This is a genomic window from Flavobacterium selenitireducens (assembly GCF_014748335.1).
In the GTDB taxonomy this organism is placed as follows: Bacteria; Bacteroidota; Bacteroidia; order Flavobacteriales; family Flavobacteriaceae; genus Flavobacterium; species Flavobacterium selenitireducens.
Window position 1 is genome coordinate 90,921 of the sequence record NZ_JAAVIY010000004.1, and the last position, 21,336, is coordinate 112,256.

Consider the following 21,336-nt stretch of genomic DNA (forward strand, 5'->3'; position numbering starts at 1 on the left):
TGCGGCAAAACCGCACATTTCACAATCAACGCTTAAAGGTCACTTGTCTCAGGATCGTGCGGGCCATCGGCTGCAACACGACCTTTTCTTCGTTCCCGGTTTGCGGGTCGACCAATGAAGTCGCAAATTTTGAGTCGCCCAAAGCTACTGGTTTTGACGGTTTTCCGAATTGGTACACGACCGGATTTTCGGCGGTGTAGTTAACGTCCGAAAATTCACGCAGCGCATACGTTTTGGTGACTTGCGGTATTCCTTTGATCGGATGCGCCAAAACCAAAGCGCCATACGAAAAATAAAACTCGTCGTTCAGGTCCTGTCGGGTTTCGACGGTCGGGTGCAACGTCAAAATCACCGATTCCGTTCCTGACCACTTGCGGGAAAAAATTAAATATCCGTTTTCTTCCTTGTAAGATAAATTGCAGTCGAAACGCTTGAGCCATTCCGGTTTGCGTATTTTGAGGTCGAACTTTCCGTTTGCCGTGACCTGAAATTCGATGCGGTCCTCGAAAGGATAGGCGGTTTTTTCGACAACGCTTACTTCGATATTGCCGATTTTGGTCGTCACTTCAGACGGGCCCAGCAAAGCCGCCACGAGCGAATTTTTGTCTTTGAGCCACATGTGTTGCACGAAATACGGTGCGATTCGGCCAGCGTTCGGAACACAGCAGACGGCCGCTTCCTTGTGAACCGGGGAATAGCGGTAGCGGGTTTGTTTCGCATCAGACTTGTCCCCGTTGAGTCCGCCGGTCATTTCATATGAATTGTCTGATTTCAGGTAGGCGATGCAACTTTGTTCAGGATGGCGCGCGCCCTGAGCCGCATTGAAGAACAGTTTTTCGACCTTGTCGGCATACCCGGATTTTCCGGTTTTGGCCAACAAGCTTTCGTAGCTGTGCATCAATTCCTGTAGCGAGCAGTATTCGTAACCGCGATTGGTGGCGTCGGCTTTGCGCGAACCGATCCACTCGTCCCCGACGGGTCCGCCGCTGGCTGTGGTTTCCAATTTTATCTTGTTTTCAAAACGCTCCCGTGCTTTCAAAAGTTCGGGATTTCCCGAGGCATTGTAGGCAACGGCAAGCGATCGCAAATGTTCGTACGTGTGGACGCCGTGACCGTTGAGCATGAGGTTTTCATCCATAAGCTTGGCGTATTGGGCGTCTTCGTTGAGTTTGTTTTCCGAAAAATCCTTGTACAGGAACAGTGCGTAGTCGAGATATTTCTGGTTTTTGGTCAGACGATACAGATCTTCGAGCACATCGGTAAACGTCAAACCATGCGAAAGCCCGCCAACGTTCGCATTCTTGGAGTAAAACGGATGCGAGGCATTTATCGGGAAACCGTTCATGGTGTTGTCTACCGCTCGCTTGACGGAGTGAAGCACCTTTTCGTCCTTCGAATAATCGTACCACGCCAGAAGCCCGCGCAGCAACGACGCTTTAGCCCAAAGTTCCCCATTTTCGTTGTCGAATGTGTACCGCAATTCTTCGTCGTAAATCCCGAGATAACCATCTTTGTCCTGGCTCGCGAGAATCTTATCGACGTAGGTCTTGATTTTTGACAGATGCGCTTCGTCATTGGCCAGGATCGCACTTCGGATATAACCGTCCCGCCAATTGCTCTGGGTTTCGGAATTCCACCAAAGGAATTGCACCTGCCAGTCGCCTTCGCCACCAATGGCGCCCACGTCCTTGCTCTTGACTTTTTTGCTGAGGCGGTTTTTGTCGTAAATATCGTCTGAAACGATAAGGTCGGGAGCGAGTTGGTCGAGATGGCCAGTGAATCCGTCGAGGTTGTGGATGATTTGTTCTTTGATCCAACCGTGCGGCTTTACGGCGTTCAACGGCAAGATTTCCAGTTTCTCGGGTATCGGATTGGTTTTTTTATACGGATCGGTCTGGGCCGAAACGGTCAGGGTAAACAGTGATAGGTAAAGTATTGTTTTCATGATGATGCTTTAAGTGCTTCGTTTTTCCCACATTTCATCCATTTCTTCAAGGCTCATTTTCTTGGTCTCGGGAACAAATTTCCACACGAAGAAAAGCGCCAGAACCGTGAAGCCTGCAAATACAAGGAAAGGGAACGCTCCGTGAAACCGCTGCTGGAGGGATTCGGTTTCGACCAACATCGGGAAACTCTGGGAAACCGCGAAATTGGCTCCCCATTGTATGAAAACCGAAATCGACAGCGCAAGGCTCCTGACGCGGTTCGGAAATATCTCCGCCAAAAGCACCCAAACGACCGGTCCCCACGAAATCGAAAACGACGCCATAAAAAGCATAAGGAAGCCCAGCAGCCAAGGCCCGGTCATTTGGTTTTGCAGCGAATAACCCACGACGATCAGCGATACCAACATGCCCACACTGCCAATGTTGAGCAATGGTTTGCGTCCGATTTTATCCACCAAGCGAATCGAAATCAATGTAAAGACCAGGTTGACCACGCCGAGAAGGCTGGTTTCCAACAAGGAGGCGTTCACGTCGCTTCCGAAACTTTTGAAAATTTCCGGAGCGTAATATAAGATCGCGTTGATTCCGGTAACTTGTTGGAATATGGACAATCCGATTCCCACCACCAAAGCCAGTCGCAATTGAGGTGCGAGCAGTGCGCGCCATGGTTTTTCGTTGGAAACGTGCAGGGACGAGCTGATTTCTTCTGCCAACCGGGACGCATTTTCGCCAGGGTTGAATTTTTTAAGGACGTCTATCGCTTCTTTCTGCCGGCCCCGGCCAAGCAGCCAACGCGGGCTCTCCGGGATAAAAAAGATGAGGATCAGATAAAGTACCGACGGAATCGCTTCTGAGGCGAACATCCAGCGCCATCCCCAATTGAGGTTCCATTCCGCATCGCCCTGTAGCGCAATCAGGAAATTGACGAAATACACCACGACGATCCCGATGACGATCGCCAATTGGTTATAAGCCACGAGCTCGCCTCTTTTTTCGGCCGGTGCGATCTCGGCGATGTACATCGGCACGACCATAGAGGCCAATCCGACGCCGATGCCGCCCACGATCCTGAAAATCACAAAAACCGAGAACGATTCGGGTATCGCCGTTCCTACCGAACACGCCAAAAAGAGCAAGGCCGCGATGACCATGCTTTTGCGACGCCCGAACGTGTCGCTGCAATAATCCGATGCGAATGCGCCGAGCAGGCATCCTACCAAAGCGCTTGAAATCGCCCAACCGGTCTCGGCCGGAGAAAGTGTGAAGTATTCGGTAAGGTTTCCGATAGCGCCCGAAATTACGGCGGTATCGTATCCGAAGAGCAAACCGCCAAGGGCTGCGCTCAGGGTTACAAAGCGCAGGTCAGTGGCAGCCATTCAGTGTGGTATTTAAATAGTTTTTCATCTTTGAATTTATTTGCCATTGATCGGCGAGATTTTCGCGCGAATAAGGCATTTGCGGCATATAAGGGAAAGGTCCGGCTTCGGGTGTGATCGTCATTGATTGGCGTCCGGTCCTGATATGACGGTCGATTATTTTTTGCCACCACGAAACAAAAGTCGAAAGGTGATTTTCCCATTCAGGCGCGAACGGATCGTTCACTTGTGCCGATTGTTGCCATCCGACGCGGGCGTGGACATGGCTGACGTTCGGAATGATGCGCTCCAGCATGTCTTGTTGTTCCTCGAGCAAGCTTTCCGAGACGTTGCACCAATGCGAAATATCGGCGCAAAGCTGCATATCGGGGAATTTCCCGAGATAGGGTAGAAGCGTCGGCAAATGAAAAGTGAAGCGTCCGCGGTGCGTTTCATGTACGATAGGGATGCCGGTTTTTGCGCTAAAATTCTCGGCGCTTTCGATGATCCGGCAGTTGTCGTCGAACGAATAAAAATCCTTTCCCGTATGGGAATTGATGAAATCCGGCTCAAATTCCGACAGCATGTGCAAGCGTTCGTTCAGACGAAGAATGTGTTGCTCGACCGATTCTATTCCCGGATCGGGAACCTGCTGGGCGATGAACACGAATCCGTCCCCGCGCAAAACCTCGAGCGCCTCCCGGAATGTATGGTCAAAAAACCCGGCAGCCAGATTGATTTCGGCCCCAGAAAATCCGTCACGAACGACATCTTTCAAAAAATCAATCGGGCTTTTTTCTTCACAGCCCCAATGCGTACAGCAAAATTTTAATTGCATCTTCAGGGATATAAAACCGGGTTTATAGGTGTGTCTATCGTCTTTCCGATTTCGGCTCCCGGACACCAGGTGTGCCAATCGTGTTCCTGGTTCTTGTTTTCGGGCGCTTTTAGCTTCATGTCGGCATCCATGTAGATCACGGTCATTACCTTTCGCGTTTCGTCGGTTTGGTTGGCTCCGGCGCGATGGAAAACCCATCCGGAATGGAAGCTGATTTCGCCGGCGTCGAACGGTTCGATGACGTGTTTGAAATCGGTGACGCGCAATCTTTGGGTTATGATATTTTCAGATTCATCACCAATGGCGAGCTCTCTTCCGTCCACGATGATATGGCTTCCGGCGCTGAATTCGAGTGGTCCCATTTCGAGTGGCGTCGCCTGAAGCGGAATCCATGCGGTAACCGTGCGGTCGGAATCCAACGGCCAGTAGTATTGGTCTGCGTGCCAGGGCGTTATCCCTCCGCCTCCTTCTTTGAAAAGCGCCTGGTCATGGTATATTCGCACTCCGCGAACTTCCATTAGCGCTGCAGCGATACCTGCTATTCGTTTACTGAAAACCAGTTCTTTAGACGCTTCGTCTTCAAGCCATAAATTAAATAGCTGCAGAAACGCTTTGCCATAGGTGTCCCGGTTTTCGAGCGGCACTTCCTGTGTGTTCATGCGCGCTACCTGCTCGGAAATCACATGGTTGAAATGCGCTAAGGTCGGCTCGTCAAGAACGTCTTTTAATTTGATATAACGATTTTTCTGATAAAAGTCGATCTGTTCTTTTGTCAGTTCGTAAGGCTTGTCGAGAATGTCCCGATTGTGATCCATAATTCAAAAATTTATTGTGTGGGCCGACCGTCAATTCGTTGTCTTGTGCCTCGAAAACAAAACTATTCGAAATCGGTTTCGCAACCCAACACGTAAAAACCAAAATGTAACACTATATTGACTAACTTTGTTTTTATTGTCAGTTCAATAGTCCAATTGGTATGAAAGCCGCGTTAGAAAACGTACAGACGATCAAAGGAAAGGACGCGTTCGTCGCCTATGGATTCACGTTGCCATTCTTCGATTTCAAATGGCATTACCATCCGGAGTACGAATTGACGCTGATAACCGAAGGCTTCGGAAAGCGCATCATCGGCGACAGCCACGACAATTTCGTATCGGGCGACCTGGTGCTCATCGGGCCCGAATTGCCGCATACGTGGTCGAATGAAAAGTTCGGGGCCAGAAAATCCTCGGCCGTCGTGATCCAGTTCACGCGCGAGTTCAGCCAGCGCTTTTCGACGTTGCACGAGGGTCGGAATATCCTGGATTTACTCGAGCGATCGTCAAGGGGAAGTTTTTTTCCACACCCGGACTCCGAACTTATTGAAAAAATCCTCGCGTTACCCGACAAAACCGGGATTTCAAAAATTACCGCCTTGTTGGAAATCCTTGAAAAATTGTGCGGGACCGAAAGTACTTCACTGTCGAAAGCCGCGTATTCCGGCAGCCGCAACCCTGAAAACGCGACGCGCATCAACAAAGTCTGCCGTTACGTTTACGAAAATGCTGCCCAGGAAATTAGTTTGGAACAAGCGGCCGCCCTGGTGTCGCTTTCCAAAAGCGCATTCTGTAAGTTTTTCGGCAGGACGATGAATACGAATTTTTCCGATTACGTCAACGAGATCCGCATTGCCAACGCTTGCCTGTTGCTCGCCGACAGCGACAAGACCGTGCGCGAGATCGCATCGGATTCGGGTTTTGAAAGCCTTACGTATTTCAATCGCGTATTTCTCAAAAAGAAAGGCCTGACGCCCGTCAAATTTCGCGATAGCGTGGCAAAGACGCGTCCGGCTTAGGCGTTTTGCCTATATTTGCGCAAGAAGATTTTACAGTGAGCACAACTTCAAACCGATTATTCGAAGAGTTCGACGCCGTTTCGTCCAAGCAGTGGAAACAGCAGATACAATACGAACTCAAAGGAGCCGATTTTAACGAAACCCTCGTTTGGGAGTCGCCCGAAGGCATAAAAGTCAAGCCGTTTTATCACGCCGATGAACACCGCGACTTTTTTGATGCGAGCGCTTCGGAGCCGTTTTCGATCTGTCAGGAAATTTTTGTGTTCGATCTCGAAAAGTCGATCCGACGGGCAAATGATTCGCTAAACCGCGGAGCGGAAAGCTTGCGTTTTGTGATATCCGACGAGAAAATCGATGTGGCGCAACTGATCGCGGGATTGCCATCTGAAAAGCTTACCCTTTACTTCGATTTGAGGTTTCTTTCAATCGATTTCGTAGCCAAGCTCGACAATGCGCTCGAAGGACGTAATTTTGACGTTTTCGCCAGCATCGATCCGGTCGGACACTTGGTTGCCGATGGGAATTGGTTCGGAAAAACCGATGATTACGAAACACTCAAAAAAATGTCATCCGAAGCGAAAAACGTTTCGGTATTTTCGGTCGACGCGCGGATTTACCAGAATGCCGGGGCGAACATCGTCCAGCAATTGGCATACGCACTTTTGCACGCCACCGAATATTTCAACCGGATTGCGATCGATAAGCCGATGTTGTTGCAGGTTTCGGTCGGGCCGAATTACTTCTTCGAGATCGCGAAGTTAAGGGCTTTGCGTATTTTGTTCAGACTGGTCGCCGGCGAGTTCGGCATCACTTCCGGCATCCATATCCTGGCGACGCCTACGAAGCGCAACAAAACGCTTTACGATTACAATGTCAACATGCTGCGCACCACTACCGAATGCATGAGCGCGATTTTGGGCGGAGCCGACTCAGTGTGCAACCTTCCTTACGACGCGTTGTACCACAAGAGCAACGAATTTGGCGAAAGGATTTCGAGAAACCAATTGCTGATCATGAAGCACGAGAGCTACCTCGATAAAGTAGCGAATGCATCAGACGGTGCCTACTATATCGAAAACCTCACGGGCCAACTCGCCCAGCAGGCGCTTGCGCTTTTCAAGGAAATTGAAGCTCAGGGCGGATTGGTTGCGAAATTAAAAGACGGTACGATCCAGCGAAAAATAAAAGAATCGGCCGAAAAGGAACAGGCATTGTTCGATTCCGGCAACGAAATCCTTATTGGAACCAACAAGCATCCGAACAAAAACGATCGTATGAGCGACGATCTCGAACTGTATCCGTTCGTCAAGCAAAAGCCGCGAAAGACTTTGTTTACGCCTTTGGTCGAAAAGCGTTTGGGCGAAAAGTTGGAGCAGCAGCGACTCGAATCCGAAAAAAATGCGAACCTATGAAATCGATTTTCGCCCTTGCGTGCGTGATGTTTGCTGCCATCGGGATGAGCGGTCAGGTTACCGACAGATTTCCGGATGACAACACGCCAAAACCGTATCAGAAAACCGAAAAGGAAGCCGATGACGTCATTTATTCTCATGTTGGAATAGACAAATTGCCCGAATTTCCAGGCGGGATACGATCGTTTTACAAATTCGTCGACCTGAAATTCCGCAAACCATCGGCAGATTTTAAAGAAAGGATCGTCGTAAGCATGGTCGTGGAAAAGGACGGCAGCCTCAGCAATCTCAAAGTGATAGGGAAAATGCCGCCGGAGCTGTCAAATGAGATGATCCGCACGTTGAAAATGTCGCCGAATTGGGTTCCGGCACAGCAAAATGGCAAAGTGGTGCGCTGCGCCTATACGTTCCCAATAGTATTTCCACTTGAACTTTCCGATAGAAACGCGACGTCAATCCCAGATAAAAACTAACATGAAGAGAAAAGACCTGCAACAGCTCTCGCTTCAGTCCAAGGCAAAGGAAACAAATGACCGGCAATCCAAATCAGACCAATTCCTCACAGCCGAAGGAATTTTAGTAAAGTCGCATTACACGACCTCGGATGTCGAAAATCTCGAACACCTCGATTTCGCCGCCGGTTTCGCACCGAACCTGCGCGGGCCGTACGCGACGATGTACGTTCGCCGTCCTTGGACGATACGGCAATACGCCGGGTTTTCGACTGCCGAAGAAAGCAATGCATTTTACAGACGGAATCTCGCAGCCGGACAAAAAGGGCTTTCGGTCGCATTTGACCTGGCGACGCACCGCGGTTATGATTCGGATCACGAGCGTGTCGTTGGAGACGTTGGAAAAGCGGGCGTAGCGATCGATTCCGTAGAAGACATGAAAGTGTTGTTCGACCAGATTCCGTTGGACGAAATGTCCGTATCGATGACGATGAACGGGGCGGTTTTGCCCATTATGGCGTTTTACATCGTGGCGGCCGAAGAACAGGGTGTAAAACCCGAATTGCTTTCGGGAACCATCCAGAACGACATCCTCAAGGAGTTCATGGTGCGCAACACCTATATTTATCCGCCGGCTCCATCGATGAAGATCATTGCCGATATTTTTGCGTTCACGAGCGAGAAGATGCCCAAGTTCAATTCGATCTCGATTTCGGGCTATCACATGCAGGAAGCGGGCGCTACCGCGAATATCGAACTGGCCTACACTTTGGCGGACGGTCTCGAATATATCCGGACCGGATTGGCCGCCGGAATGAAAATAGACGATTTTGCGCCGAGGCTATCGTTCTTTTGGGCAATCGGCATGAACCATTTTATGGAAATCGCCAAGATGCGCGCAGGACGGATGTTGTGGGCAAAATTATTGAAACAGTTCGATCCTAAGGACGAGAAATCGCTGGCGTTGCGAACCCATTGCCAAACTTCGGGTTGGAGCCTCACGGAGCAAGATCCGTTCAACAACGTGGCCCGGACGTGTATTGAAGCCGCCGCCGCTGCCTTTGGCGGAACCCAGTCGCTTCACACGAACGCGCTCGACGAGGCTATCGCGCTTCCGACGGATTTTTCCGCAAGGATTGCAAGAAATACCCAGCTTTTTCTTCAGGAAGAGACCAAAATCACAAAAACCGTCGATCCGTGGGCCGGCAGTTTTTACGTGGAAAAATTGACTTCCGAAATCGCCGGGAAAGCGTGGGCCCTCATCGAAGAAGTCGAGGAACTCGGCGGCATGACCAAAGCGATAGAAGCCGGAATCCCGAAATTGCGCATAGAGGAAGCCGCCGCGAGAAAACAGGCGCGCATCGACAGCGGACAGGACGTTATCGTCGGTGTGAACCAATACAGGCTCGCCAAGGAAGATCCGCTTCATATTTTGGATGTTGACAACCAACTCGTTCGCAGCCGACAGATCGAGCAGCTTGACAGGATAAAATCCGAACGCAATTCCGATAACGTAAGACAATGCCTCGAGAATCTGACCGAGAGCGCAAGATCCGGAAACGGAAACCTGCTCGAATTAGCCATTGCAGCGGCGAGGAACCGCGCTACGCTCGGCGAGATCAGCGATGCGCTCGAATCTGTTTTCGGCCGATATAAAGCACAAATAAAATCCTTCAGCGGCGTGTACAGCAAAGAAATCAAGAATGACGAAAGTTTTGAAAAGGCGCGCCAACTCGCCGACGAATTTGCGAAATCGGAAGGTCGCCGACCTCGCATCATGATCGCCAAAATGGGTCAGGATGGGCATGATCGGGGCGCCAAAGTAGTGGCCACAGGTTATGCCGACGTCGGCTTTGATGTCGATATCGGCCCGCTTTTCCAAACGCCTGCCGAAGCGGCCAGGCAAGCGGTCGAAAACGACGTGCATATTTTGGGAGTTTCATCGCTTGCCGCGGGCCACAAAACACTTGTTCCCCAAGTAATCGCTGAGTTGAGCGCTTACGGGCGCGATGACATCATGGTAATCGTCGGAGGCGTGATTCCGGCCCAGGATTACCAATTTTTGTTCGATTCGGGCGCGACGGCCGTGTTTGGGCCCGGCACGAAAATCAGCGAGGCGGCCATAAAAATATTGGAGATCTTGCTTGAGAAATAAAATTTGCACCAATTATAAAGCGCCAGTCGAGGCGCTTTTTTTTTGACGCCCGCCCGCTGACGGCTCGCTTGATATGTCGTGGAAAAACAGGCCTGGCCGGCGTTTCGCACCGAGGTAAAAGCGGTTGACGTTGATAAATTATTCCCCGTCATGTGATTGGAATTGAATCACTATTGATATATTTGGCTAATTCCACAAACAAACCACCACTACGTCGTTCTGCCTGCTTTTGCAGGTTTTTTGTGTTTGTAACCAACTAGATTCACCATGATAAAAATCTACACGATTGCAGTGCTTTGTTTAAGCGCCGTTTCTTTTGCGCAAGAAGGGCCGTTCTCGGCCGAATACCGCTTTAATCCGGACAATGTCGATTGTCTGCCTGAACAATCGCGTTCGGCGATCAAACAGCGTCTGGCCGGAACAGTCGCCGAGTTGAAAAGCCAGGGCAGGTTATCGTCCCAAATGCCTCAGGGCGCTCACATACTATTTGACTGGCCCGTAGTGAAAAATCCCGGGACGACGTACAACAATGTCTGGAGCATCAGCAACCACGTCGATCACAACGCAGCGTTCCCGAACGCACTCAGCGATTACATGTGCGGTACACGCACCTATGACACCGGAGCGGGTTACAACCACAAAGGCGTCGATATTTTTACCTGGCCGTTTACCTGGTACCAAATGCAGAACAATCAATCGTGGGCCGTGGCTGCCGCCGATGGCGTAATCATCGGGAAAGACAATGGCAACGCCGATCAAAGTTGCACCTTCAACAGCAATCAATGGAACGCGGTTTACGTGTTGCACGAGGACGGAAGCGTGTCGTGGTACGGCCATCTCAAGAACAATTCGCTTACGCCGAAAGTGGTAGGCGATGCGGTGTCGAGCGGCGAATATCTTGGCGTGATAGGAAGTTCAGGGAATTCTACCGGGCCTCATCTCCACTTCGAAGTTTACGACGCCCAGGACAATTTGGTAGATCCATACGCCGGATCATGCAATACGTGGAACGACTCGTGGTGGGAAACGCAAAAACCATATCTAGACCCTAAGATAAACGCGGTGTACACACATAGCGCCCTGCCGATATTTCCGAATTGTCCTCAGGTAGAGACGCCTTTTTTCAAAGACGAGTTCAACGTTGGCGAGGCCGTATACGCTATGGGCTATTTCTCCGACCAGGCTGTCGGAGCTAGCGTGACCATCAATCTTTACAGGCCCGATAGCACTCTTGCGTATACTTCGTCCGCAGTGTCGAACAATTTGTGGTATTCCTCATATTGGTATTGGATTTTCGGTACGACCCAATTGAATCAGACAGGGATTTGGACGCTGTCCTTCACGTTCGCAGGCCAGACGGTTTCGCATCAATTCGCTTACGGAACATCGCTTGGTGCAGAAGCGTTCGAAGCGGATCGCCAATTGGCTTTTTATCCGAATCCGGCCAACGACAGGATTACATTCAACCGCGCAATCTCAAACGTACAAGCGATTACGGCCGACGGGAAGCGCGTCGAATTGTCCGTCAGTGGCGAAACTGCCGATATTTCTGGCCTTCCGACGGGGCTTTACATGCTCAGGGCGACATCGGAAGAAAAGCAAACCATACTGAAACTCGTCAAACACTAATAAAAAAGCGCCCGTAAAGAGCGCTTTTCGATAAGTTTGCGTGTGTTATTGCTTCATGATTTTAAGTCGTCTGCTGCCTTCACCAAACTCAACATCGACAAAATAAAGGCCATTTGAAAGATCGGACATATCGATTTGGGTTAGCCCGGATTCCGCATCACGCCGGATCACCGTTTGGCCGAGCTCATTGTAGACGCGAACCGATCTGATAATCGTTTGGTCGTGGGTCAAATTCAAAGTCGAGGTGACCGGGTTCGGATAGAAGCGCAAGCCGTCGCGCTCGAAGCCAGAGTTCGCCAACGATTCGCTGAACGCCGAAACGAGGAACGAGCCATCGATCACGCCAAGCAATCCGTTCTGATAAACGGCGATGTAAACCGTGCTCCCGGGATCAAGGCCGTCGACGGTCACGCTCGAGAAAAGATTGAGCAGTCCGGTGTTGTCGTTGCAAGCTACCTGGGTCAGATCGCCGCAAGTCCCGGTGTAGACGGCGACCACTGTGTCGAGATTCAGCGAGCCCAATGCAAGCGCGGTTTGGACCGTGAGGCTGCCATTGGTGGGAACGACGGCCGTAAACCAAACGTCGCCGCTGACTCCGATGCCGCAGCTAGGCGTATCTTCGTTACTCATGGTGGCGCCGATGCTTGTCGATAAAACCGCACCGCTCGCAAAATCGGTTCCTACTGCCAGGTTGATCGCCCCGGCACAATCATCATTATCGGTATCGGCGGTGAGACTGAGATCGAGTTGTATCCAATCGCTGAAGTTGCCATCGCCGCAATCGGTACGGATATAGACGTCAAGGTCGCCGTTGAGCGTGAGATTGGTAAGTGGGAGCAATAGCGTGTTGCTTAGGTTGACTACGGTACCTGTTCCCAGCGCAAAACCGGATGGCCCGTACTCAATCTGCACATTGTTGCCAAGGCCTGCGCTAAGCCAACTCAGGATGGCCGAATCGGCCGTGATGTCCGTTGCTATAAATCCGCTTGGCGCTTCGCAATCCGGCAATGCCGTGTTTACGATATCGTCGAGGTCGACCGCTACCGAAGCATCCGCGGAAGCGTGAAAAGCGAGGTGGATCGTCTGTCCGACATAAGCGCTGAGATCGATGCCGTAACGGAAAAAGTCAAGCCCGATCGGCGGATTTACCTCGGCTTCGAGCGTCGTATCGAAATCAACGAGGTCGGTTCCTGTTGTAGAAACCAATACGTCGATGTCTGCGGTAAGATCCAGACCGCGATTGCGCGCCCAAAAGCTTATGTAGTCGTTGACGCCCGCTGTAACGGTGATGGCAGGTGAAATCAGGTAATCGTCCTGGGCACTGACAGTGGCATCCAACGTAACCACATTGCTGCCGGAAACCGCCAGGAAGCCCGTGGCGGAGAGATCGAGAATCGTCCAGGTACTTTCGTCACCTGAATTTAACGTGAGCCAACCGGACATACCGGCCTCAAAGTCTTGTGTAAATTGCGCGCGGCCGACTAACCCGCAGCAAAAAGCCAATAGCGCAAGGGTAAATTTCTTCATGATAATGGGGATTTAAGTTACTTGAAGTTAGTTCGATATTCGCAAAATGTCAATTAAAGCTATAATTTTTAGGAAAAAATTAGTCAAAAAGCGAATATCGTTAAAGTCTAGGAATGAAATGCTCGACATTTCTTAACGATTTTGGCAACGCCCCATACTTTTTTGTTCGGTTCGGAATCGTTACATTTAGAAAAAACAAACAAATGGACTTTTCAGCCAAAATGCTCAGGGATGACGCCCTTGAAGGAAAAACGATTGTGGTTACCGGCGGTGGGAGCGGCCTCGGAAAATCAATGACGAAATATTTTCTCGAACTGGGAGCCAATGTCGCCATTACTTCGCGTGACATCGATAAGCTCAAGGCGACGGCGTCCGAACTCCAGTCCGAAACAGGCGGCAACTGCCTGGCCGTGGCCTGCGACGTACGCCATTACGAACAGGTTGAGGTCATGCTCAAGACAGTGCTTGACAGTTTCGGACGAGTCGACGTCCTGCTCAACAACGCCGCCGGCAATTTTATTTCCCCGACCGAAAGGCTGTCGGCAAACGCATTCGACACCATCATCGACATCGTGCTCAAAGGTTCCAAAAACTGCACGTTGGCCTTCGGGAAACACTGGATTGACGCCAAGCAGCAAAGTGCTGTCGTCCTCAATATCGTGACAACTTACGCCTGGACAGGATCGGCTTACGTCGTGCCCAGCGCTACGGCAAAAGCCGGCGTTTTGGCCATGACGCGCAGCCTGGCCGTGGAATGGGCCAAATACGGGATTCGTACCAACGCGATCGCGCCCGGGCCGTTTCCTACAAAAGGAGCTTGGGACAGATTGCTTCCCGGAGATTTGAAAGACAAGTTCGATCTCGCCAAAAAAGTGCCGCTAAAGCGTGTTGGCGACCATCAGGAGTTAGCCAACCTTGCGGCTTATCTCGTTTCGGATTTCTCCGGATATGTGAACGGGGAAGTTATTACGCTTGACGGAGGCGAGTGGCTCAAGGGAGCGGGGCAATTCAATCTGCTCGAGGCGATTCCGGAAGAAATGTGGGACATGCTGGAAGCGATGATAAAGGCGAAAAAGGCATGATTCAGGCCGCGACCCGGAACGAATAAAGGCTCCGATTGCAAATACAGGCCGGGTCGGGCTGTCCGCTGTATCTTTTACAACCTCAAAGGTTTTCAGGACTTTGAGGTTTGTAAAAGGATGCCGCTTCCATCCCTCGCGCAAAGCCGCCGAAACGCAAACACATTTTCCGGAACACGCTCCCGGCCGCTCCCGCAAAAAACTTATCCAGCGATGAACCAATACACCTGATTACTGAAATGTGGCCAAAAAAATTACACCTAAGCGAAAACCTTTGCTTCGAAGAAAAAAGTCAATTTCGCGAGTGCATGGATTGCATTTTTTCAGGGGAAAATCGCGATGGCGCACGACGTAATGTGGAGCTTCGGGTGGGAGTAAAGCTTGTTTCGGTGCGGTAAAACTGCGGACTACTTAATAAGTATAGGGATTTTTCAAGAGGCAGGATTACGCGGTTGCGTGATCCTGAGTGGTGGGTCGATTCAAAGGAAATCCTTTTCTGCAGCCTGCGGCCGCAGGTTTTTTTATTTTGTGTCAAGAATCTCAAGTGAGCTTGGCTTCTTGGCACAAAATAAAAAAATCCCTCCGCACTGCGTGCAGAAGGATTTCTTTTGTCGGGGTGGCAGGATTCGAACCTGCGACCTCCTGGTCCCAAACCAGGCGCGATGACCGGGCTACGCTACACCCCGAGTGACAGCTAGACTCATTTGTAAAGCTCGTGTCGGTCAATCAGGGTGCAAATATAGAACTTATTTTGATGTTGGCAAGCAAATTTTTTAATCTCGGGGAAATTCTTTCCAAGCAACCTGACCGTCAATGGCAATCGCGAAAAAAACGCGAATTAAATTTTGAGTCGCATCTGTATTTTTTTAATTAGGTAGCAGTGAACAGCTGGCTTGCCCGAGCACGCCCGGGCGCCAGCCTAAACTTATTCACATATAGGCAAAAGTAATCTACAAAGCGATTTTTGATCGGTCAAAATCAGCTAAATTTGCAGTCGAAAATCCAACAACAAAACGATATGTCAGATACAATCGAAAGAGTAAAATGTTTGATCATAGGATCCGGCCCCGCTGGTTATACGGCTGCAATTTATGCGGCTCGCGCAGACATGCACCCGGTGATGTACACGGGTCTTGAGCCAGGTGGACAACTCACGACCACTACCGAGGTGGACAACTTTCCGGGTTATCCCGAAGGAATTGACGGCCCTTCGATGATGGTACAGTTGCAGCAACAAGCCGAGCGTTTCGGAACCCAGGTGCGCATCGGTATGGTCACGATGGTGCAGTTCCACAAGGAAGAAGGCGGCTGGCACAAGATCATCGTCGACGGAACAACCGAGATCCATGCCCAAACCGTGATCATTTCCACGGGAGCGACTGCGAAATATCTGGGGCTTCCAAGCGAGCAACGATTGAGGGGAGGCGGAGTTTCAGCCTGCGCGGTATGCGACGGCTTTTTTTACAAAGGACAGGATGTCGCCATAGTAGGAGCCGGAGATACAGCAGCAGAAGAAGCGACGTATTTGGCCAATATCTGCAGAAATGTCACGATGCTTGTCCGCAAAGGCCATATGCGCGCCTCGAAAGCCATGCAGCACCGCGTCAACAATACGCCGAACCTTACGGTTTTGTACAATAGCGAAGTCGACGAAGTGCTGGGCGACCAGGTGGTCGAAGGCATACGCGTTTACGATAACGTGACAGGTGAAAAGCAAGAGATTCCGGTAACGGGATTGTTCGTCGCCATCGGTCACACGCCGAATACCGAAATTTTTAAGGGACAATTGGAAATGGACGCTACAGGCTATCTGATTACCCACGGAAAATCCACAAAGACAAATTTGCCGGGTGTATTCGCTTGCGGCGATGTCCAGGACAATATCTACCGCCAGGCGGTAACGGCAGCCGGAACAGGTTGTATGGCAGCCCTGGATGCGGAACGTTATCTCGTATCGATCGAGGATCACGCTACGGTGTAAGATTGCAAAACTGCTTTTAAATATAAAAATCCCGTCTTTGAACGGGATTTTTATATTTAGGGTAATTCAGTCCATTTTTTGGTAGCTGAGACTCAATCGGTCGGGGCCGTGCGGGTCGGAATCGATTGAACTGTCAATGAACTCAATTTCGAGGTTGGTCCCAGTAAGATTGATGACCCTGTACTTTTTTTATAGCCGTTGTCCATAATCATCACCAGCGATTTGCCTTTATTGGAAAAAACCATGTTTTGGGTCAAAACGTGACAAGGGTCCTCACTGACGGAAACCAGCATGCGCATAAGCGTGCCATCGTCTAAGAACTGGAGCGTTGACTTGAATTCACATGCCGTAATGGGACTTAATTGCCCTCCCCAGGTTCGTTTGTATTGTCTTCATTGACCGTAGATCAGTTGATTGTTTCCAGATTCGTCCGATGAGCAGGAAATCAATGCGAACAGTGAAAGGGCGGCAGCGAAACGGCATAATTTGACAGCCATAAACCTATTTTACTCTGTTATTTTTTTTCGAGATCATCGCATTGTCGCTGAATTTGTTGATCTCGATCTTTTGCTCGCCGTGAAGGTCGATTTCCGATTTTCCGGAAGCCGCGATCACCGCTTTTTCTACGATTTCAATACTGCAATTGCTCGAGCCCTCCGTGGTAAGGTCTGCGATTTTGGTGGTAAGGTTTTTTCCGACGAAATTCGTGTTGTTGTCCAACCGAAGTTTTAGCGAATTCACATCGCCTTCGATGGCAGCCGACGCCTTTTGGTACATGTCGAAAGTCAGTTTATCCGAGGAGATCAATGCCTTTAAATTCGCATTGTTGTTGAGTTCGACGACGGTTTCCGCAGCCGAAACATTGAGCTCGGTTTTGGACTTGTCGTTGGCCATCAACGTGAATTTTTTGCCTTTGACGGTAGCGAAAACTTTGGCATTGTCGTGCGATTTAATCGTGAAATCGTCGAGTTGAAGATCGGTTAGTGCCGTGACGTTGGCGCCTCCTTTGGCGGTGAGCAATTTCAGATCGTCCGTGTAAATGACTTTGACGCTGAACTTTTTATGGCTGCCGATTTGCTGTGTGGCCGAAATCCTCAAAATCCCGACGCTTTGCGTGATCGATATCGACTCGTGAAGGTTGTCGTCGGCTTCGATTTCAGCTTCTGATTTATCGCCTTTGGTCAGGAAAACCTCGACGTTATCGGTAACTTCTATCGCTTCGAAATTTTCGATTTCCTTGACGGACGTCGTTACGATTTTCGATCCCTTAAGTTTTTGCGCGCTTACCGAATAACTGATTCCGATAAGCAAAACGAGTAAAATTTGTTTCATGTGGTTTAACTACGCTCTGTTCGGCCGCCGGCCTGGATTGATTGTGCACAAATATAGAAATTCAGTCGACAGGTAGGTCAAGTTTCTTGCGATGCGTTCGGCGGCTCCGCTTCGCTGCGCCGCCACCCTCCCAAGATCAGCATCAATCAGCAAAAAAAAGTAAGCCGCGAATACACTAACCCGCGGCTTACAAAATAATTACTATCAGTCGAACTTCTTGACATTGTCGTCCGGCACCCTGTCAATGAGATAATTGTAGGGATCGATGCCTGCATTGAACGGTTTTTTCTTTACCGTAAACTGGAACACATTGTCTTTTTTGTTGACTTTGATGCGTTTCTTTGCGAGGATTTTCCCGAATTGGGCATCTTCTTTGGGTTCGGAAAACACTGCCACATCCATATAGTCCATAATTGGGACCGGTTTTTCATTCCCTATGGAATCCGACCGGAACTTCTCTGATTTTGTCTCCAAAGTCACCAGATAATCAGCACCTTTCTTTTGGTAACTCGCTTTCATCATGCGATTGCTGAATAACGTGATGTTCTCGAACATATCCGAAATCAGGTATTGCAGCGAATCCGGCGTGACTTTCCTGAATTCCCGTATCGCGTAGTTCGACGTCGCATAAGGTGGTTCCTTGTAGGCGAATTCGTTCAGCAGATTGCGCAACGCCTGGTTGGTTTTGTTCTCCCCGACCATTTCCTTGAGGTAGTACATTACGACGCTGGCTTTGTTATAGTGGATGTACTGCTGGCTTTCGGTCTTCATCAAAGGTCGTTCGGCTTCAGGCTCGGAGCTGCGTCCGGAAAGGTAATCATCCATTTCATACTTGAGGAATTTCTTCATTTTGTCTTTTCCATATTCCTTTTCCATAACCATCAGAGCCGAATATTGTGCAAAACCTTCGCTCATCATCTCGCTTCCCTGCATATTGGCGCCACAAAGCTGGTGCGCCCAATACTGGTGGCCCATTTCGTGTGCGACGACATAAAATACCATGTCGATGTCATTCTCCTTGACGTCGCGCAAATCCGTGATGAAACCTATCGATTCGCTATACGGCATCGTGCCCGGAAACGCCTGGGCAAAACTCGAGTAGCGCGGAAACTCTATGATTCGGCATTGCTTCTGGTAATAAGGGCCGAAATTTTCCGTGTAATATTCGAGCGATTTCTGCATCGAATTAAGCATGTTCGGAACGTTGAACGCATGTTTCTTATCGTAGTAAACCTCGAGCTCGATACCTCTCCACTTTCTGCGCGCCACTTCGTATTTGGCCGAAATGAACGAGTAAAAGTTGAGTGCCTGATGGTCGAGCTTGTATTGGAAATAACGGCGGCCGTCTTTTTTCCATTCCTTTATAAGCGAGCCCGGGGCGATGGCGATCTGGTCGGGAGCTGTGCTGATCGTGGTGTTTACCGAAACCCAATCGGAATCGTTGCCGATATACGTGTTCGAGCGTGCCTTCAGGTTGTGGTCGTCGAGCCTCGGCATGCGCTGGCGAACCGGAAGCTTGAGTTTGGCGCGCTTGTTCTTATCCTGGATTTCGTACTCGCGCTGGTAACCGAATCGCGGCAACAAATTATCGCTGTTGAAAAAAGTGCCGTTCTGGGTCAATCCGGTAAAGCTGACTTCGTTTTCAAAGCCGCGATTTACTTTGGACAGTTCAATCGTGATTTGCGTGGAATCTCCGGGCTGCAACGGTTTGCCAAGCGAATAGATGCGATAGAGCAGGCGGGTGTCCTTGAGTTTTTCCTTCGCATTCGCAATCGTGACTTTGACGCTGTCAGTCAAATCCGGCATCGTAAAATGTAGTTCGGAAATGGGCTTATCGGATTTGTTGACCGCCCAGGCCGTGACTTTGGCTTTCATGCTTCGCTGTTCCGGAATGAGGTCGATGGCGTAATCGAATCGGACATAACGCGGCTGGTTCAGCCCTTCGTACTTTTTGTATGTTTTTTCGTAAGCCACGATTTTGTCTTCGCTTTCCTTTCCGGAATCGTAGGTGTTGAGCACTAGTGTGTTGTAGTAGACGAATCCTCCACAAAGGATAAAAGCCGCCAAACTTGCTGCAATCGCAATACTTTTGCCGGCCACGCGACGTTTTGCATTATGCCATCTCGCTTTGAAATGTTCTTCCTTGCCTCGGATGTAAAAAGCCGAAATCACAAAAAACAAGAGCAGGCAAAACAGCGACCAATACAAACTGAACCAGGAAACGCCCTCGACGAAAGGACCGTAACCGTTCATGTCCGAATATCGCGTGTACGGGCGCGCGCCAAATGCGACCATGTTGGTCCCGATTTCCAGGACGCCCCAGATAAAACTGTTTACGATAAGGAACGCGATGAAGGCGAACCACGCAATATAGCGGTTGTTGATCAGGTAGTGGAACAATAGCGAAAGCGTCGTGAGGAACAGGATGCGCGACATCTGCAACAGGATAAGTTCCTTGAAGTACACGCCGGGCTCGAAGTTCGTGTAACCGTAAAAAAGCTGCGTCACCATTCCCAAGCCGATCGAAATCACCATCACGATAAGCAATGCGATAAAAATGGCGACGAATTTTGAGGTGAACAACATTCCCGAAAGAACGGGCGTCGCGTCTTGTATTTCGTTGATTTTCGCATCTCGTTCTTTCCAGACGAGCACGCCAGTGTAGAACGCAATGAATCCGTAGAAGAATATTACGTAAGAATCGGCTATGCTGTCGGCCACGATATAACTCGTCGGATAACGCGTCGTGCCGAAACTGTCGGTCAGCGTACAGAATCCGACGATCAAAATGATGAATCCGATCGCCATCACGGTAATGTAAACCGGGTTTTTGATCACGGATTTCGTTTCGAACTTAACCAGATGCAACCAGGATTTGAAAGTAAAGACGCCCGGATTCTTAGGTTCGAAAACCGCGTTCGTGATTAGAGGCGTTTTTTCCGATTTTACCCTTCGGACTTTTGCTTTCTGGCTTTTCATGTTGAACGAGAATTTCCAGTAGATCAGCAAAAGGGCAACAAACGCAATCCCGATCCAAAGCAAACGGTTCCAAAGCAATTCGCCTTCGAGAGGCACGACACTGTAATTCTTTTCGTTTATCGTCAGGTATTTGGTCATGATGTCGAACGGGCGTGTCCCGAAAGGGTCCGTAACGACAGAAATCCATTCGGTTTGCAAATCTCCGAGATAACTGTCCGAAACTGCATAGAACACGATCATCAGCACCGTTCCTACGAACGAAACGACCGTATTCCTAAAAATGATCGCAAGCCCGAAAATCAACGTTCCTGAGATGAAAACGTTCGGCAAACCGAAAGCGAGAAAGCCCTGCAAATGGGCCGTCCAATAAGTATCGCCATAGCGCTCAGCCGGCGTCAGATCGAAAGTGACAGCCAGGATAGGAGCGAGGAGCATGCCGATGACGATGCCCAACATCGGAACCAATGAGACGATGAAAGCACCGAGAAACTTCCCAAAGAAATAATCTCGTTTTTTGATTGGGGACGAAAAAACGAACTGGTACATGCCTGTTTCGAAATCGCGATTGGCCGTAGCGTTCATGAATGCCGTCGTGAGCACGAGGAAGATGATCGACAGCGCCGCGTAAAAACTTACGATTTGGTAAGGGGCGTTTTTGAAGATATTGGCCGGGTTGCCACCGATGATGATGCTGTCCGAAGCCGTGGCCCCAAAGGCGAACAGCGCGTAGATGAACATAAAGATCCAGACCATGGGAGTGCGCGACCAATACCGCAACTCATATTGTAGAAATTTCCACATAAGATTTTGGTTTTGG

14 protein-coding genes and 1 tRNA gene are annotated in these 21,336 nt (G+C 49.8%); 7 read left to right on the forward strand and 8 right to left on the reverse strand.

Annotation, left to right across the window (positions count from 1 at the left end):
- Positions 1–25: 25 nt before the first annotated feature.
- The 4 genes from HC229_RS08205 to HC229_RS08220 are packed head-to-tail and all read right to left on the reverse strand — an operon-like array spanning position 26 to position 4,954.
- On the reverse strand, positions 26–1,945 hold the full coding sequence (locus HC229_RS08205; RefSeq protein ID WP_191019999.1) for a beta-L-arabinofuranosidase domain-containing protein: 1,920 nt from the start codon (positions 1,943–1,945) through the stop codon (positions 26–28).
- A gap of 9 nt (positions 1,946–1,954) precedes the next feature.
- Positions 1,955–3,322 carry a sugar porter family MFS transporter gene (locus tag HC229_RS08210; RefSeq protein WP_191020000.1) on the reverse strand — a complete coding sequence of 456 codons (1,368 nt, stop codon included), beginning with the start codon at positions 3,320–3,322 and terminating at the stop codon, positions 1,955–1,957.
- On the reverse strand, positions 3,309–4,139 hold the full coding sequence (locus tag HC229_RS08215; RefSeq protein WP_191020001.1) for a sugar phosphate isomerase/epimerase family protein: 831 nt from the start codon (positions 4,137–4,139) through the stop codon (positions 3,309–3,311). Before HC229_RS08215 ends, HC229_RS08210 begins: the two co-directional genes overlap by 14 nt.
- Before the next feature lie 2 nt (positions 4,140–4,141).
- Positions 4,142–4,954, reverse strand: coding sequence for a phytanoyl-CoA dioxygenase family protein (locus HC229_RS08220; RefSeq protein WP_191020002.1), 813 nt, complete (start codon positions 4,952–4,954; stop codon positions 4,142–4,144).
- A gap of 161 nt (positions 4,955–5,115) precedes the next feature.
- Here HC229_RS08220 and HC229_RS08225 point away from each other — a divergent pair, with 161 nt between their 5' ends.
- The 5 genes from HC229_RS08225 to HC229_RS08245 all read left to right on the forward strand — a co-directional run bounded on the left by HC229_RS08225 (position 5,116) and on the right by HC229_RS08245 (position 11,621).
- The gene (locus HC229_RS08225; RefSeq protein ID WP_191020003.1) at positions 5,116–5,973 is read left to right on the forward strand and encodes an AraC family transcriptional regulator; all 858 of its coding nucleotides are present in this window, start codon (positions 5,116–5,118) and stop codon (positions 5,971–5,973) included.
- A gap of 35 nt (positions 5,974–6,008) precedes the next feature.
- Positions 6,009–7,385: a methylmalonyl-CoA mutase subunit beta gene (locus HC229_RS08230; RefSeq protein WP_191020004.1), complete on the forward strand. Its 1,377-nt coding sequence runs from the start codon at positions 6,009–6,011 to the stop codon at positions 7,383–7,385.
- Entirely contained in the window at positions 7,382–7,858 is a 477-nt protein-coding gene (locus HC229_RS08235; protein WP_191020005.1) for an energy transducer TonB, read from the forward strand. Before HC229_RS08230 ends, HC229_RS08235 begins: the two co-directional genes overlap by 4 nt.
- Before the next feature lies 1 nt (position 7,859).
- The gene (gene scpA / locus HC229_RS08240; RefSeq protein ID WP_191020006.1) at positions 7,860–9,992 is read left to right on the forward strand and encodes a methylmalonyl-CoA mutase; all 2,133 of its coding nucleotides are present in this window, start codon (positions 7,860–7,862) and stop codon (positions 9,990–9,992) included.
- Positions 9,993–10,259: 267 nt separating this feature from the next.
- Complete coding sequence (locus HC229_RS08245) at positions 10,260–11,621, forward strand: peptidoglycan DD-metalloendopeptidase family protein (protein WP_191020007.1); 1,362 nt, start codon at positions 10,260–10,262, stop codon at positions 11,619–11,621.
- 45 nt (positions 11,622–11,666) lie between these two features.
- Here the strand turns inward: HC229_RS08245 and HC229_RS08250 are convergent, their stop codons facing one another.
- The gene (locus tag HC229_RS08250) at positions 11,667–13,148 is read right to left on the reverse strand and encodes a T9SS-dependent choice-of-anchor J family protein (RefSeq protein ID WP_191020008.1); all 1,482 of its coding nucleotides are present in this window, start codon (positions 13,146–13,148) and stop codon (positions 11,667–11,669) included.
- A 203-nt stretch (positions 13,149–13,351) separates the two neighbouring features.
- On the opposite strand from HC229_RS08250, the gene HC229_RS08255 reads away from it, so the two are divergent.
- Positions 13,352–14,230, forward strand: coding sequence for an SDR family oxidoreductase (locus HC229_RS08255; protein WP_191020009.1), 879 nt, complete (start codon positions 13,352–13,354; stop codon positions 14,228–14,230).
- Positions 14,231–14,838: 608 nt separating this feature from the next.
- Here HC229_RS08255 and HC229_RS08260 read toward each other — a convergent pair.
- Positions 14,839–14,913: transfer RNA gene (locus HC229_RS08260), tRNA-Pro, on the reverse strand.
- Positions 14,914–15,245: 332 nt separating this feature from the next.
- On the opposite strand from HC229_RS08260, the gene trxB reads away from it, so the two are divergent.
- On the forward strand, positions 15,246–16,208 hold the full coding sequence (gene trxB, locus HC229_RS08265) for a thioredoxin-disulfide reductase (RefSeq protein ID WP_191020010.1): 963 nt from the start codon (positions 15,246–15,248) through the stop codon (positions 16,206–16,208).
- A gap of 501 nt (positions 16,209–16,709) precedes the next feature.
- On the opposite strand, the gene HC229_RS08270 is transcribed toward trxB, so the two are convergent.
- Both HC229_RS08270 and HC229_RS08275 read right to left on the reverse strand, forming a co-directional pair.
- Positions 16,710–17,540 (reverse strand): GIN domain-containing protein, encoded by an 831-nt coding sequence (locus tag HC229_RS08270; RefSeq protein ID WP_191020011.1) that lies wholly within the window; start codon positions 17,538–17,540, stop codon positions 16,710–16,712.
- 204 nt (positions 17,541–17,744) lie between these two features.
- On the reverse strand, positions 17,745–21,320 hold the full coding sequence (locus HC229_RS08275; RefSeq protein WP_191020012.1) for an ABC transporter permease/M1 family aminopeptidase: 3,576 nt from the start codon (positions 21,318–21,320) through the stop codon (positions 17,745–17,747).
- Positions 21,321–21,336: the final 16 nt, after the last annotated feature.